Here is a 13,455-nt window from a genome sequence, read left to right as displayed (position 1 = left end):
ACGTACCCGCGGGGCGCACCGCCCCGCCGAGGAGCAACCGCATGTCCAGCGAGTTCTTCATCCCGGACCCGGAGGGTCTGACCCCCACGCCCGAGGGCTACTTCGGCGCCTACGGCGGCAAGTTCATCCCGGAGGCGCTCGTCGCCGCCGTCGACGAGGTCGCCGTCGAGTACGACAAGGCCAAGCACGACCCCGAGTTCGCCCGTGAGCTCAACGACCTCATGGTCAACTACACCGGCCGCCCCAGCGCCCTCACCGAGGTGCCCCGGTTCGCCGAGCACGCCGGGGGCGCCCGGGTCTTCCTGAAGCGGGAGGACCTGAACCACACCGGCTCGCACAAGATCAACAACGTGCTCGGGCAGGCCCTGCTCACCAAGCGGATGGGCAAGACCCGCGTCATCGCCGAGACCGGCGCCGGACAGCACGGCGTCGCCACGGCCACCGCCTGCGCCCTCTTCGGCCTCGACTGCACCATCTACATGGGCGAGATCGACACCCAGCGCCAGGCCCTCAACGTCGCCCGGATGCGGATGCTCGGCGCCGAGGTCATCGCCGTGAAGTCCGGCAGCCGCACCCTGAAGGACGCCATCAACGAGGCGTTCCGCGACTGGGTCGCCAACGTCGACCGCACCCACTACCTGTTCGGCACCGTCGCGGGCCCGCACCCGTTCCCCGCCATGGTCCGCGACTTCCACCGGGTGATCGGCGTCGAGGCCCGCCGCCAGATCCTGGAGCGCGCCGGACGGCTGCCCGACGCGGCCGTCGCCTGCGTCGGCGGCGGATCCAACGCCATCGGCCTGTTCCACGCCTTCATCCCGGACGCCTCGGTCCGCCTGATCGGCTGCGAACCGGCCGGTCACGGCGTCGAGACCGGCGAGCACGCCGCCACCCTCACCGCGGGCGAGCCCGGCATCCTGCACGGCTCGCGCAGCTACGTCCTCCAGGACGAGGAGGGCCAGATCACCGAGCCGTACTCGATCTCGGCCGGACTCGACTACCCCGGCATCGGCCCCGAGCACTCCTTCCTCAAGGACAGCGGCCGCGGCGAGTACCGGGCCGTCACCGACGACGCGGCCATGCAGGCGCTGCGGCTGCTCTCCCGCACCGAGGGCATCATCCCGGCCATCGAGTCGGCGCACGCCCTCGCCGGGGCGCTCGACGTCGGCAAGGAGCTCGGCCCCGACGGGCTGATCGTGATCAACCTGTCCGGCCGCGGCGACAAGGACATGGACACCGCCGCCCGCTACTTCGGGCTGTACGACAACGGCGCCGGGAACGGATCCGGCAACGGGTCCGAGAACGGGTCCGCGAACGGGACCGAGGGGGACGACAAGTGACCGGGACCGGCAACATCCAGCTGCTCAGCGACACCCTCGCCAAGGCGAAGGCCGAGGACCGGGCCGCGCTCATCGCGTACCTCCCGGCCGGCTTCCCGACCGTCGACGGCGGCATCGAGGCGATCAAGGCCGTCTTCGACGGCGGTGCCGACGTCGTCGAGGTCGGCCTGCCGCACAGCGACCCGGTCCTCGACGGCCCGGTCATCCAGACCGCCGACGACATCGCGCTGCGCGGCGGCCTCAAGATCGCCCACGTGATGCGGACGGTCAAGGAGGCGTACGAGGCCACCGGGAAGCCGGTCCTCGTGATGACCTACTGGAACCCCATCGACCGGTACGGCGTCGAGCGCTTCACCGCCGAGCTCGCCGAAGCGGGCGGCGCGGGCTGCATCCTGCCCGACCTGCCGGTCCAGGAGTCCGACGAATGGCGCGAGGCCGCGCACCGGCACGGCCTCGCCACCGTCTTCGTCGTCGCGCCCAGCAGCAAGGACGAGCGGCTCGCCACCATCACGGCGGCCGGCTCCGGCTTCGTCTACGCCGCCTCCCTGATGGGCGTCACCGGCACCCGCGCCTCCGTCGGCGCCCAGGCCGAGGAACTGGTCCGGCGCACCCGCGCCACCTCCGACCTGCCGGTCTGCGTCGGCCTCGGCGTCTCCAACGCCACCCAGGCCGAGGAGGTCGCGGGCTTCGCCGACGGCGTCATCGTCGGCTCCGCCTTCGTCCAGCGGATCCTGGACGCCGACGGCGACCAGGCCGCGGGGCTGCGCGCCGTGCGGGAACTGGCGGCCGAACTCGCCGAGGGTGTGCGTCGCAAGAAGTAGCGTACGAAGTAACCCATACGGGTGGATTCGGGACCGGGGAGGCACGCGCGTGCCTCCCCGGTTCGTTCTGGTGGGCGTGAGCGAGAAGAACCAAGACGGTAGGAGCGCGCGGGAGCGCCTCCAACAGCAGCGCGAGCGCGACAAGGCCCGCGAGAAGCAGCGGCGCGTCCTGATCGTGTCGGCGGCGGTGGTCGGCGTCCTCGGCCTGGCCGCGGTCGTCGGCGTGATCGCGGCCAACGCGGGCGGCAAGGACAGCTCGGACAAGGCGGGCCCGGTCGTCGACCCCACCGGGGCGATCACCGGCGACAAGCCCGCCATCCCCCAGGGCCGCCCGGACGCCCCGTCCACCCTCGCCGTCTGGGAGGACTTCAGGTGCCCCGCCTGCGCCCAGTTCGAGGGCGCCTTCCGGACCACCATCCATGAGCTGGAGGCGGCGGGCGCCGTCAAGGCGGAGTACCACCTCGCCACCCTCATCGACGGCAACCTCGGCGGCAGCGGCTCGCTGCGCGCGGCGAACGCGGCGGCCTGCGCCCAGGACGCCGGGAAGTTCACCGCGTACCACGACGTGCTCTACACCAACCAGCCGCCCGAGACGGACGACGCCTACGGGAAGAACGACAAGCTGCTCGAACTCGCCGCGAAGGTCCCCGGGCTCGACACGCCCGCCTTCCGCGCCTGCGTCGAGGACGGCACCCATGACGGCTGGGTGAAGAAGTCGAACGACGCCTTCCGCAAGAGCGACTTCAACGGGACCCCGTCCGTGCTGCTCAACGGAGAATCGATCTTCCCGCAGAAGGGCAGCGAGCAGATCTCCCCGGACAACCTGAAGAAGTGGGTCGCCGAGGCCAACAAGGGCAAGAAGGCGGGCACCGCCTCCCCGGCCGCCGGTTCCCCCGCCAAGCCTTAGGGCGTGTCCGGTGGAAGCGGCGTTACGGAGAAGTTGCCGGGCTGGCTGCCTGATGGCCCGCCCGGCAAGGTAGCGTCGGACCTGCCATGGACCTTGCCTACATTCCCAGCCCGTCGACCGGCGTGATCAATCTCGGACCGATCCCGCTGCGCGGCTACGCGTTCTGCATCATCATCGGTGTCTTCGTCGCCGTCTGGCTCGGCAACAAGCGCTGGATCGCCCGGGGCGGCACCGCCGGCACCGTCGCCGACATTGCCGTCTGGGCGGTGCCCTTCGGCCTCGTCGGCGGCCGGCTCTACCACGTGATCACCGACTACCAGCTGTACTTCAGCGACGGTGAGGACTGGGTCGACGCCTTCAAGATCTGGGAGGGCGGCCTCGGCATCTGGGGCGCCATCGCCCTCGGTGCCGTCGGCGCCTGGATCGGCTGCCGCCGCCGCGGCATCCCGCTCCCGGCGTACGCGGACGCCATCGCCCCCGGCATCGCGCTCGCCCAGGCCATCGGCCGCTGGGGCAACTGGTTCAACCAGGAGCTGTACGGCAAGCCGACCGACCTGCCCTGGGGCCTCAAGATCAGCGCGGGCGCCAACCGCGTCGAGGGCGTCTACCACCCGACCTTCCTCTACGAGTCGCTGTGGTGCGTCGGCGTCGCGCTCCTGGTCATCTGGGCCGACCGCCGCTTCAAGCTCGGCCACGGCCGTGCCTTCGCGCTGTACGTCGCCGCCTACTGCGCGGGCCGCGCCTGGATCGAGTACATGCGGGTCGACGAGGCCCACCACATCCTCGGCCTGCGGCTCAACGTGTGGACCGCGATCATCGTCTTCGTGCTCGCCGTCACGTACATCGTGATCTCGGCGAAGGTGCGCCCGGGCCGCGAGGAGATCGTGGAGGCGAAGAAGGCCGACGCGGCCGACGCGGTCGACGCGACGCCGGATGCCGACGCGGAGAAGGCCGACGCCGCGAAGTCCGACGCCGACGAGAGCGTCGACCTCGCGAAGGCCGACCCGGCGGACGAGGTCGTCGAGCGCAAGGCCGTCGAGGACATCAAGGACAAGGACGGCGCCGGGAACGGCGCGGGCGCGGGCGGTCGCTGACCTCAGGGTCGTACGCGCGGGCAGTGTGGCGGAGGGCCGCCGGAACGAAGGTTCCGGCGGCCCTCCGCCCTTTGCCGTTCCCGGCGGGGCTCAGCGTCGGCGTGCGGCGAGGGCCAGGACCCGGCGGGCGCCGGTGACGACGGCCGCGTCGACGAACCGGCCGTCGGGCAGCGCGAGGGCGCCCTCGTCGGCCTCGGCGGCCTTGACGACCTCCTCCGCCGCCGCGATCTCGTCGGGGGTGGGGAGGTAGGCCCGTTCGATCACCGGGAGCTGGCGGGGGTGGATCGCGGTCCGGCCGAGGAAGCCCATGGCCCGGCCCCGCGCGCAGCTCGCGGCGAGGGCGTCGAGGTCGCGGACGTCGGCGTGCACGGACTGGACCGGGGGCGGCAGGGCGGCGGCCCGGGCGGCGACCACGACCCGGCTGCGCGGCCAGTCGAGGCCGCGGTCGTCGCGTACCCCCAGGTCGGCGGCGAGGTCGGCCTCGCCGAGCGAGATGCCGTGCACCGACGGGTGGGCGGTGGCGATGGCGTAGGCGTGCTCGACGGCGAGCGCGTTCTCCAGGAGCGGGAACAGCGGGAGGCCCGCGGAGATCTCCACGATCCGGGCGATGTCAGTGGGGTGTGTCACCTTGGGAACACGGAGAGCGACGAGTCCGGGGAGGGAGACCAGGGATGGGATGTCACGGGGTGCGTGCACGCGTACGTGGACCGGTACGGGCTGGGGGTCGGCGAGCAGTTCCCGGGTGGCGGCGAGGGCGTAGCCGCGCCGGTCCGGGGCCACCGCGTCCTCCAGGTCGACGATGACGACGTCGGCGCCGGAGCCGAGGGCCTTGCCGACCACGTCGGGGCGGTCGCCGGGGGCGTAGAGCCAGGTGAGCGGGGCCGGCCGGAGTGCGGCGGGACCGTTGGTGCGGTGGGTGAGGGTCATACGGCTCCTTCGGCGCGCAGGCGGTCGATCTCGGCGCGGGTGAGGCCGAGCTCGGTGAGGAGGGCGGTGGTGTCGGCGCCGTGCGGGCGGCCGGTCCAGCGGATCGCGCCGGGCGTCCCGGAGAGCCGGAAGAGCACGTTCTGCATCCGGATCGGCCCGAGTTCGGGGTCCGGGACCTCGGTGACGGTGCCGAGCGCCTGGAACTGGGGGTCGTCGAGCACGTCGCGGACGTCGTAGACGGGGGCGATGGCGGCCTCCGCCTTCTCGAACGCGGCCATGGCCTCGTCCCGGGTGTGCCGGGCGATCCAGGAGCCGACCGCCTCGTCGAGGAGGTCGGCGTGGGCGGCGCGGCCGGTGCCGTCGGCGAACCAGGGTTCGTCGATCAGCTCCGGGCGGCCGACCAGGCGCAGGACGCGTTCGGCGATCGACTGGGCGGAGGTGGAGACGGCGACCCAGGAGCCGTCGGAGGTCCGGTAGGTGTTGCGCGGCGCGTTGTTGCGGGACCGGTTGCCGGTGCGCGGCTGGACGTAGCCGAGCTGGTCGTACCAGAGGAGGTGGGGTCCGATGACGGAGAGCATCGGTTCGATGATGGCGAGGTCGACGACCTGGCCGTGGCCGGTGGTGTGGCGGGTGTGGAGCGCGGTCATCACGGCGTACGCGGTGGTGAGGGCGGCGATCGAGTCGGCGAGGCCGAAGGGCGGCAGCGTCGGCGGCCCGTCGGGTTCGCCGGTGATGGCGGCGAAGCCGCTCATGGCCTCGGCGAGGGTGCCGAAGCCGGGCCGGTGGGCGTACGGGCCGAACTGGCCGAAGCCGGTGACCCGGGCCAGCACCAGGCGCGGGTTGACGGTGGAGAGTTCCTCCCAGCCGAGGCTCCAGCGTTCCAGGGTGCCGGGGCGGAAGTTCTCCACGATCACGTCGGCGTCGGCGGCGAGCCGGAGCAGGGTGTCCCGGCCGCCGGGGGTGGACAGGTCGAGCGTCATGGTCCGCTTGTTGCGGCCGAGGACCTTCCACCACAGGCCGGTGCCGTCCTTGGCGGGGCCGTGGCCGCGGGACGGGTCGGGCTTGCGCGGGTGCTCGATCTTGACGACGTCGGCGCCGAAGTCGCCGAGCAGCATGGCGGCGAGCGGTCCGGCGAAGAGGGTGGCGAGGTCGAGGACGCGCAGTCCTCGGAGGGGTGGGGCACCGGGCGGGGTGCCGGGCGTCGGCGCGGCGGCGTCGGCGGCCGGGCTGGGGGCCGGGGCCGGAGCCGGGGCGTGGCTCGGGGTCATGCGAGGGCCGCCTCGATGGCCGCGCGGTACGGCATGGAGGTGGACGCGCCCTCGTGCTGCACGGAGAGCGAGGCCGCCGCCGACGCCCAGGCCAGGGCGTCCGGCACGGGCCTGCCCTCGGTGAGCGCCACGGCGAGGACGCCCGCGAAGGTGTCGCCCGCCGCGGTGGTGTCCACGGCCCGCACCCGGGGCGCGGGCACGGCCAGCGGTTCGGCGCCGCGGGCCGCGTACAGGCAGCCGGCGGCGCCGAGGGTGATGACCACCTCGGGCACCTGGTCGAGCAGCGCGCGGGCGGCGGCCCGCGGGTCGGTGAGCCCGGTGAGCGCGGCGGCCTCGTGCTCGTTGGGCACCAGCAGGTCGGTGGCGTCCAGCAGTTCGGGCGGCAGCGCCTGCGCGGGGGAGGGGGTGAGCACGGTGCGGACGCCGCGCGCGCGGGCGGCGCGGGCGCCGTCGACGACGACGGGGAGGGGGAGTTCGAGCTGGAGGAGCAGCGCGTCGGCGGTGCCGATCAGGGCCTCGTCGCCGTGGCTGAGGGAGGTGACGGTGCCGTTGGCGCCGGGGACCACGACGATCGCGTTGCCGCCCTCGTCGTCGACGACGATGTGGGCGGTGCCGGAGGGTCCCTCGACGGTGCGCAGCAGATCGGTGTCGACACCGCTGTGTTCGAGCGCGGCCCGCATCCGTACGCCGAAGTCGTCGGCGCCGACCGCGCCGATCAGCCAGACCTCGGCGCCCGCCCGGGCGGCGGCGACGGCCTGGTTGGCGCCCTTGCCGCCGGGCACGGTGCGGAACTCGCGGCCGGTGACGGTCTCGCCGCGGGCGGGCGCCTTGGCCACATAGGCGACGAGGTCCATGTTGGTGCTGCCGAGCACCACGATGCTGCTGGGGGTGGTCATGGGCGTACTGCCTCCGTGTGGGTCAGGGCGGCCAGGGTGTCGAAGCCGACGCCGTCGAAGGACGGCACCGAGGTCGCGAGCCGGTTCTTGAGGGGGGAGGTCCAGGCTTCGGGCAGGCGGTCGGGGTGCCCGGCGAGGAGTCCGGCCAGCGAGCCCGCGGTGGCGCCGTTGGAGTCGGTGTCCCAGCCGCCGGAGACGGCGGCGCCGATGGAGCGGGTGAAGTCGCCGTCGGCGTGGGTGAGGGCGGCGGCGAGCAGCGCGGCGTTGGGCACGGCGTGCACCCAGTGGTATCCGCCGAGTTCGGCGTGCAGCAGGTCCGCGACCCGGTCGAAGTCGGGCTGGGCGCGGGCGGTGGCGATGCCGAGACGGACGGCTTCGGCGAGCCGGGAGCGCGGGGGGACGACGGCGAGTCCGGCGGCGAGCGCCCGGTGCACGTCGGCGGTGCCGGACGCGGCCTCGGCCAGCGCGGCGGCGACGAACAGGGCGCCGTACACGCCGTTGCCGGTGTGGCTGAGGACCGCGTCCCGGTGGGCCTGGCGGGCGGCGCCGTCGGGGTCGCCGGGGTGGGTCCAGCCGTGCGCGTCGGCCCGGATCTGGGCGCCGATCCACTCCCGGAAGGGGTTGCGGCGGGCGGCGGTCAGCGGGGGTTCGACGCCGTCGAGGAGGTTGCGGTAGGCGATCCGTTCGGCGGTGAAGGTCCGTCCGGCGGGCAGTTCGTCCAGCCACAGCCGGGCCACGTCGGCGGTGGTGAAGCCGCGGCCGTGGCGGCGCAGCAGGAGCAGGCCGAGCAGCGGGAAGTTGAGGTCGTCGTCCTCGGGCATGCCGTCGATGTTCTCGGCGAGGGAGGTGCTGGCGGAGCGGCGGTTCCAGGGGTGCGCGGCGAGGAGTCCTGGCGGCACGCCACGGGCGGTGAACCAGTCGGCGAGCGGCCAGTTGCCGGTGGCCCGGGCGAGGGCGCGGATCGCGGGCAGCGGCAGTTTCTCGACCGGTTTGCCGAGCAGGCAGCCGGCGGCCCGGCCGAGCCATCCGGCGTGCAGCCGGTCGAGCAGCGCGGGTCCGCCCGGGGTCCGGGGGCGTGGGGCGGGCCAGTCGGGGCAGGCGGCGACGATCGCGGCCAGGTCCGTCGGCTCGTCGGCGGCCCGCGCGGCGGGGAGCAGGGCGAGGGCGTCGAGGATCTGCTCGGCGAGCGGGCGCAGCGCGGGGCGCGGGTCGGGCGAGGCACCGGCGGCGGCCGGGGCGGGGCTCCCACCGGCCGCCTGCCAGCGGTCGGCGAGGGCGCGGACGCGGTCGGCGTCCCGGCCGTCCTCGGCGGCCTGCCGCAGCTCATGGCCCACCAGGTCCTCGGGCTGCACCCAGGTGAGCCGCACCGGCCCACCGCCGACCGGTCCGCCGCTCACGGGCGCGTTGCCCCCGGGTGCGTCGCTCACCGGCCCACCGCCCATGGGCCCGCCGCCGACCGGCCGGCCCGCCACGGGCGCGCCGCTCACCGGACCGGGTCCGTCAGGGCGGCGAAGGCGGCGGCGTGCACCCGGTGGGCGGCCGCGTCCCGGGCGAACACCTCGCGGACCACGGCGGCGAGGGCGGTCGCCGGGGCGTGCAGATCGAGCCGACTGGCCTCGGCGACCCGCTTCACCCACTCCGCCGGTACGGCGGCCTCGCCGTGCAGCGCGCCCGCGATCGCGCCCGCCATCGTCGCGATGGAGTCGCAGTCCCGGCCGTAGTTGACCCCGCCGAGCACCGAACGGCGGTAGTCGCCCTCGCCGACCAGCAGCATGCCGAGCGCGATCGGCAGCTCCTCGATGGCGTGCAGCCGGGACGGGCGGCGGGCGTCCAGGCCGGGGGAGCGGTAGTCGGGGCCGACCGAGTCGTACGGGGCGACCGCCCGCCGCAGCGGGGCGAGCGCCGTCTCGAAGTCCCGGTGCGCCTCGGCGACTTCGGCGACCGCCGCGATGGCGGCCCGGGTGCCGTCCTTGGCGAGGCCGAGCGCCGTGTCGACGACCGAGCGGGCCGTCGCGCCCGGCACACAGGCCGCCGCCACGGCCGCCGCGAACACCCCGGCCGCCTCCCGCCCGTACGAGGACTGGTGGGCGCCCGCGACGTCGACGGCCTCGGCGTAGGCGGCGGCCGGGTTCGCCGCGTTGACCAGGCCGACCGGGGCCATGTACATGGCCGCACCGCAGTTGACGATGTTCCCGTTGCCCGCCTCGCGCGGGTCCGCGTGACCGTAGTGCAGCCGGGCGACGATCCACTTCTCGGCCAGGAACACCCGCTGCAGCGGCAGCGCCTCCGCCTCCAGTTCGGGGATCCAGACCGGGCGGTCCATGAGCTCCGGGACGAGGTGGTCGGCGACCGCGTACGCGTCGAGATGGCCGCGCACCCGCTCGTACACCCGGACCAGGGCGTGCGTCATCAAGGTGTCGTCGGTGACGTGCCCGTCGCCCTTGTGGTACGGCGCGATGGGGCGGGCGGTGCGCCAGGAGCCGCCGTTCCAGGGCCCGACGACGCCGGTGACACGGCCGCCGTGACGTTCCAGGATCTGCTCGGGGGTGTAGCCCTCGACGGGACCGCCGAGGGCGTCGCCCACGGCCGCTCCGACGAGGGCGCCGGTGACGCGGTCATCCAGATGGGGGGTCATGCCGGAATTGTCCACCCGGGGTGGCCGGTTCCGTGGCAGTGGTCGCGAGGAGTCCGGCGAGTTCGACCAGATCGGTGCCCGCGAGCCGGGGCAGCGCGCAGCCCGCGAGGGTCCGGCAGGCGTCCCGCCAGGTGGCCGGGACCGAACCCCCGCCGCCCAGCGCGCCGGTGAGTGCCCCGGCGAGCGCGGGGGCGGAGTCGGCGACCCGGGAGAGACAGGCGGCGGCCGGTACCGCCGCCGTCATCTCGCCCCGGGCGGCGAGGGTCAGGGCGAGGGCGACCGGCACGGTCTCGGCGGCGGCGATGCCGTAGCTGTAGACGTGGTCCACGATCTGGTGCTCCAGGAGCGGGACCAGTTCGAAGGCGGTCGTCGCGGTGCGGGCCAGCTTCACCGCGTGGCGGGCGTTGCGGCCGATCTCGGTGGCGGGCGGCAGCTGGTCGACGGCCGCCGCCACCGCGGCCTCCGGGTCCCCGCCGCCCAGCGCGACGGCGACCGCCGCGGCCGTCGCCCGGGCGCCGTGCACACCGTCGCCGTCCTGGGTGTACCGGGCGTCGAACTCGGCGAGCGCGGCGGCCGCCAGCGGGTCACCGGGGTGCGCGAGCGCCAGCACGGCGGCCCGGACGCAGGCGGCGTCGTCGAAGTAGTGCGGGTTGTCGTGGCCGGTGGCGGGCGGGCGCAGGCCGTTGGCCAGATTGCCGAGCCCGGCCCGTACCGAGATCCGGGCGCGCAGCGGCAGGACGGCGGATTCGACCTCGGGGGCGCGGTCGGCGGCGGCGCCGATCTGGCTGGCGAGCGAGTGCCACGCCAGGTCCACCGCCGCCCGCAGCCGCCGGTCCGGGTCGGCGAGCGTCCGGAACAGCGGCCCGGCCGCGGCCAGCAGCGTCTCGGCGGTGAACACCGCCCACTCGGCGTCGTCCGACGGCCCCAGCCGCAGCGGCTCCGGCGGCTGGTTCAGCGCGATCGGTACGGGCAGCGTGGTCGTCGCGTTGTCCTCGGCGAAGGTGTCCAGCTCCCGGGTCAGCCGCCGCGTCCACTCCGGCATCCTGGCCGCCCGGTGCCGCGCCGCGGGCCACCCGGCGGCGTCCCCGGCGGCCAGCCCGAGCAGCAGCCCCTCGATCCGCTCCGCCGCCCCTGGCCGGGCAGCGGCCCGGGCCCCGGTCCGGGTCCGGTTCCGCGAGCCGAGCACGGGCCGCCGCCGCACCCCGGCCACCGGCTCCGCCGGGCGCCCGCCCGGCGGGACCCCGCCGGGGTCCTCGCCCCGCTCCGGGGCGATCGTCGTCAGGTCCGCGCTCAGGTCCGCGCTCAGGTCCGCGCTCATCGGGACTCCTCCTCCGGATCGGGGGTCAGCAGATCGGCGATGTCCAGGACGTGATGGCCGCGCATGGTGGGGAGGCAGCTGCCCGCGACCGGCGGGATGACCCGCGCCCACTCCTCGGGGATGGCGGCCAGGCCGCCGAGGGCGCCCGCGAGGGCCCCGGCGACCGCCGCCGTGGTGTCCGCGTCGCGGCCCATGTTGACCGCCGTGAGGACCGAGACGCGGAAGTCGCCGCGGGCCGCGGCGAACGCGCCGAAGGCAAGCGCGACCGCCTCCGGTGCCAGGTCGGTCCACGGATAGCCGCCGATGACGACGGCCGAGCGCACCGCCCGTTCGCGTTCCAGCGGGTCGGGGACGACCCGGCGGGCCGCCACCACCGCGCGGCGCATCGAGCGGGCGGTCCAGGAGTCCATCGGGACCACCGAGAGGGCGGCCGCGATCACCGAGGTGACCGACGCGCCGCCCATCGCCGCCGCGACCCCCGCCGCCACCGCCTGGCCGCCGTAGATGCCCTCGCCCTCGTGACTGACGCTGCCGTCGATCGCGACCAGCCGCGCCGCCTCCGCCGGCCGCCCCGCCGCGAACACCCCGAACGGCGCCGCCCGCATCGCGAGGCCGTCGCTCCACGCGTGCCGGTGCTGCGCCGAGATCGGCGCCGCGAGCCCGCGCCGCAGGTTCTCCAGGGTGCCCCGCTCCGAGAACCCCGCGCCCCGGAAGGGCCCTTCGTCGAGATCGGCGATCCAGCGGTGCCAGGCCCGCTCCACGTGCGCCACGGTCAGTGCCGAACCGTGCCGGGCCAGCAACAGCCCGGAGAAGATGGCGTACTCGGTGTCGTCCGTGCCCGCGGGGCGGTCCGTCACGAAGCCCTCGATCCGGCCCCAGCGGCGCCGGATCTCCGAGGGCCGCAGATTCTCGGCGGGCGCGCCCAGCGCGTCGCCCACCGCGAGCCCGAGCAGCGCGCCCCGCGCCCGCTCGCGGATCTCGTGCCCGGACTCGTGCCCAGAGGTGACCGGCTCCCCGGTCGTCGCCCCGATCATCCCGCGCCTCTTTCTCCCGTGCCCCTGCTCCCATGCCCCCGCCCCCTTCCGCATCACTGCCACGCGAGCCCGCCGAACCCTCACCGAAACGTTTCTGTCACTCGGGTGACGCCATGTCAGAAAGCCCTCCGATGTCCAGTCGGTGTCCGCTCGGTAAGGGCTTCCTTTCCAAGGTCAGCCTTAGTAAGTACGGCCTACCTTGCTGGCGCGCCCCTTACATCGGGCGTATTTTCGAAGGCGTCGGAAGGGGGCGGGACTGCCGAACCCGCAACAGACACAGGGGAGAAGCATGTCCATCATCGAAGCCGTCGCACCGCTCCACGAGGCGCACCGCGACAACCACACCCACCGCGACGTCAACGGCGGCTGGCTGCGCCCGGCGGTGTTCGGCGCGATGGACGGACTGGTCTCCAACCTCGCCCTGATGACCGGCGTCGCCGGTGGCGCGGTCTCCTCGCAGACCGTCGTCATCACCGGCCTGGCCGGACTCGCCGCCGGTGCCTTCTCGATGGCCGCGGGCGAATACACCTCGGTCGCCTCGCAGCGTGAGCTGGTCCAGGCGGAACTGGACGTCGAGCGCCGTCAGTTGCGCAAGCACCCGGTCGACGAGATGGAGGAGCTGGCCGCGCTCTACGTCTCCCGGGGCGTCGAGCCCGCGCTCGCCCGCGAGGTCGCCATGCAGCTGTCCCGCGACCCGGAGCAGGCGCTCGAGATCCACGCCCGCGAGGAGCTCGGCATCGACCCCGACGACCTGCCGTCGCCGATGGTCGCCGCGGTGTCCTCGTTCGCGTCCTTCGCGCTCGGCGCGCTGCTGCCCCTGCTGCCCTACCTGCTCGGCGCCACCGCGCTCTGGCCGGCCGTGATCGCCGCGCTCGTCGGCCTCTTCGGCTGCGGCGCGCTGGTCGCCCGGGTCACCGCCCGCGGCTGGTTCTTCAGCGGCGCCCGCCAGCTCCTCCTGGGCGGCGCGGCGGCGGCCGTCACGTACGGCCTCGGCATGCTGTTCGGCGCCGCGCTGTAGCCGTACCGCTGTAGCCCGTACGAAAGCACCTCGTACGAAAGCACCTCGTACCGCAGTCGCTCGTACCGAAGCTTCCCGTACCGACGCCAAGGCCCCCGCCGTCCCGCGGGGGCCTTTCGGCATGCCCTTACCCGTGACCTGCGGCCCGTGTCTCTGTGACGAATCTCCCTGGGCGGATGCCCCCGGTGGATGCGATGCTA

The 13,455-nt window shown here is 74.6% G+C and carries 12 protein-coding genes; 5 read left to right on the top strand and 7 right to left on the bottom strand.

What is annotated here, in order from left to right; translation table 11 throughout:
* The first annotated feature begins 41 nt into the window (after positions 1-41).
* From trpB to lgt, 4 genes are all read left to right on the top strand, one after another.
* Entirely contained in the window at positions 42-1,337 is a 1,296-nt protein-coding gene (gene trpB, locus ACIPXM_RS10300; RefSeq protein ID WP_401654057.1) for a tryptophan synthase subunit beta, read from the top strand.
* The gene (trpA, locus tag ACIPXM_RS10295; RefSeq protein ID WP_401654055.1) at positions 1,334-2,158 is read left to right on the top strand and encodes a tryptophan synthase subunit alpha; all 825 of its coding nucleotides are present in this window, start codon (positions 1,334-1,336) and stop codon (positions 2,156-2,158) included. Before trpB ends, trpA begins: the two co-directional genes overlap by 4 nt.
* 76 nt (positions 2,159-2,234) lie before the next feature.
* Complete coding sequence (locus ACIPXM_RS10290) at positions 2,235-3,065, top strand: thioredoxin domain-containing protein (protein WP_401654053.1); 831 nt, start codon at positions 2,235-2,237, stop codon at positions 3,063-3,065.
* 86 nt (positions 3,066-3,151) lie between these two features.
* On the top strand, positions 3,152-4,159 hold the full coding sequence (gene lgt, locus ACIPXM_RS10285; protein ID WP_401654050.1) for a prolipoprotein diacylglyceryl transferase: 1,008 nt from the start codon (positions 3,152-3,154) through the stop codon (positions 4,157-4,159).
* Between the two features lie 90 nt (positions 4,160-4,249).
* On the opposite strand, the gene ACIPXM_RS10280 is transcribed toward lgt, so the two are convergent.
* Genes ACIPXM_RS10280 through ACIPXM_RS10250 form a run of 7 tightly spaced genes read right to left on the bottom strand, consistent with a single transcriptional unit; the run spans position 4,250 to position 12,237 of the window.
* Entirely contained in the window at positions 4,250-5,086 is an 837-nt protein-coding gene (locus tag ACIPXM_RS10280; RefSeq protein WP_401654048.1) for an HpcH/HpaI aldolase/citrate lyase family protein, read from the bottom strand.
* On the bottom strand, positions 5,083-6,354 hold the full coding sequence (locus ACIPXM_RS10275; RefSeq protein ID WP_401654046.1) for a CaiB/BaiF CoA transferase family protein: 1,272 nt from the start codon (positions 6,352-6,354) through the stop codon (positions 5,083-5,085). The genes ACIPXM_RS10280 and ACIPXM_RS10275 overlap by 4 nt, the downstream gene beginning before the upstream one ends.
* Positions 6,351-7,250 (bottom strand): ribokinase, encoded by a 900-nt coding sequence (gene rbsK / locus ACIPXM_RS10270; RefSeq protein ID WP_401654044.1) that lies wholly within the window; start codon positions 7,248-7,250, stop codon positions 6,351-6,353. The genes ACIPXM_RS10275 and rbsK overlap by 4 nt, the downstream gene beginning before the upstream one ends.
* Positions 7,247-8,677 carry an ADP-ribosylglycohydrolase family protein gene (locus ACIPXM_RS10265; protein WP_401654042.1) on the bottom strand — a complete coding sequence of 477 codons (1,431 nt, stop codon included), beginning with the start codon at positions 8,675-8,677 and terminating at the stop codon, positions 7,247-7,249. Before ACIPXM_RS10265 ends, rbsK begins: the two co-directional genes overlap by 4 nt.
* A 56-nt stretch (positions 8,678-8,733) precedes the next feature.
* Positions 8,734-9,885: an ADP-ribosylglycohydrolase family protein gene (locus ACIPXM_RS10260; protein WP_401654040.1), complete on the bottom strand. Its 1,152-nt coding sequence runs from the start codon at positions 9,883-9,885 to the stop codon at positions 8,734-8,736.
* A complete protein-coding gene (locus tag ACIPXM_RS10255) occupies positions 9,866-11,203 on the bottom strand; it encodes an ADP-ribosylglycohydrolase family protein (RefSeq protein WP_401654038.1) in 1,338 nt (445 codons plus the stop codon). The genes ACIPXM_RS10260 and ACIPXM_RS10255 overlap by 20 nt, the downstream gene beginning before the upstream one ends.
* On the bottom strand, positions 11,200-12,237 hold the full coding sequence (locus ACIPXM_RS10250; protein ID WP_401654036.1) for an ADP-ribosylglycohydrolase family protein: 1,038 nt from the start codon (positions 12,235-12,237) through the stop codon (positions 11,200-11,202). Before ACIPXM_RS10250 ends, ACIPXM_RS10255 begins: the two co-directional genes overlap by 4 nt.
* A gap of 289 nt (positions 12,238-12,526) precedes the next feature.
* Between ACIPXM_RS10250 and ACIPXM_RS10245 the strand changes: the two genes are divergently transcribed.
* On the top strand, positions 12,527-13,255 hold the full coding sequence (locus ACIPXM_RS10245; RefSeq protein ID WP_401654034.1) for a VIT1/CCC1 transporter family protein: 729 nt from the start codon (positions 12,527-12,529) through the stop codon (positions 13,253-13,255).
* Positions 13,256-13,455: the final 200 nt, after the last annotated feature.

Source organism: Streptomyces sp. NPDC090025 (assembly GCF_044748125.1).
In the GTDB taxonomy this organism is placed as follows: domain Bacteria; phylum Actinomycetota; class Actinomycetes; order Streptomycetales; family Streptomycetaceae; genus Streptomyces.
The sequence above is the reverse complement of the archived record's forward strand: the minus strand, read 5'-3'. Positions and strand labels throughout refer to the sequence as shown.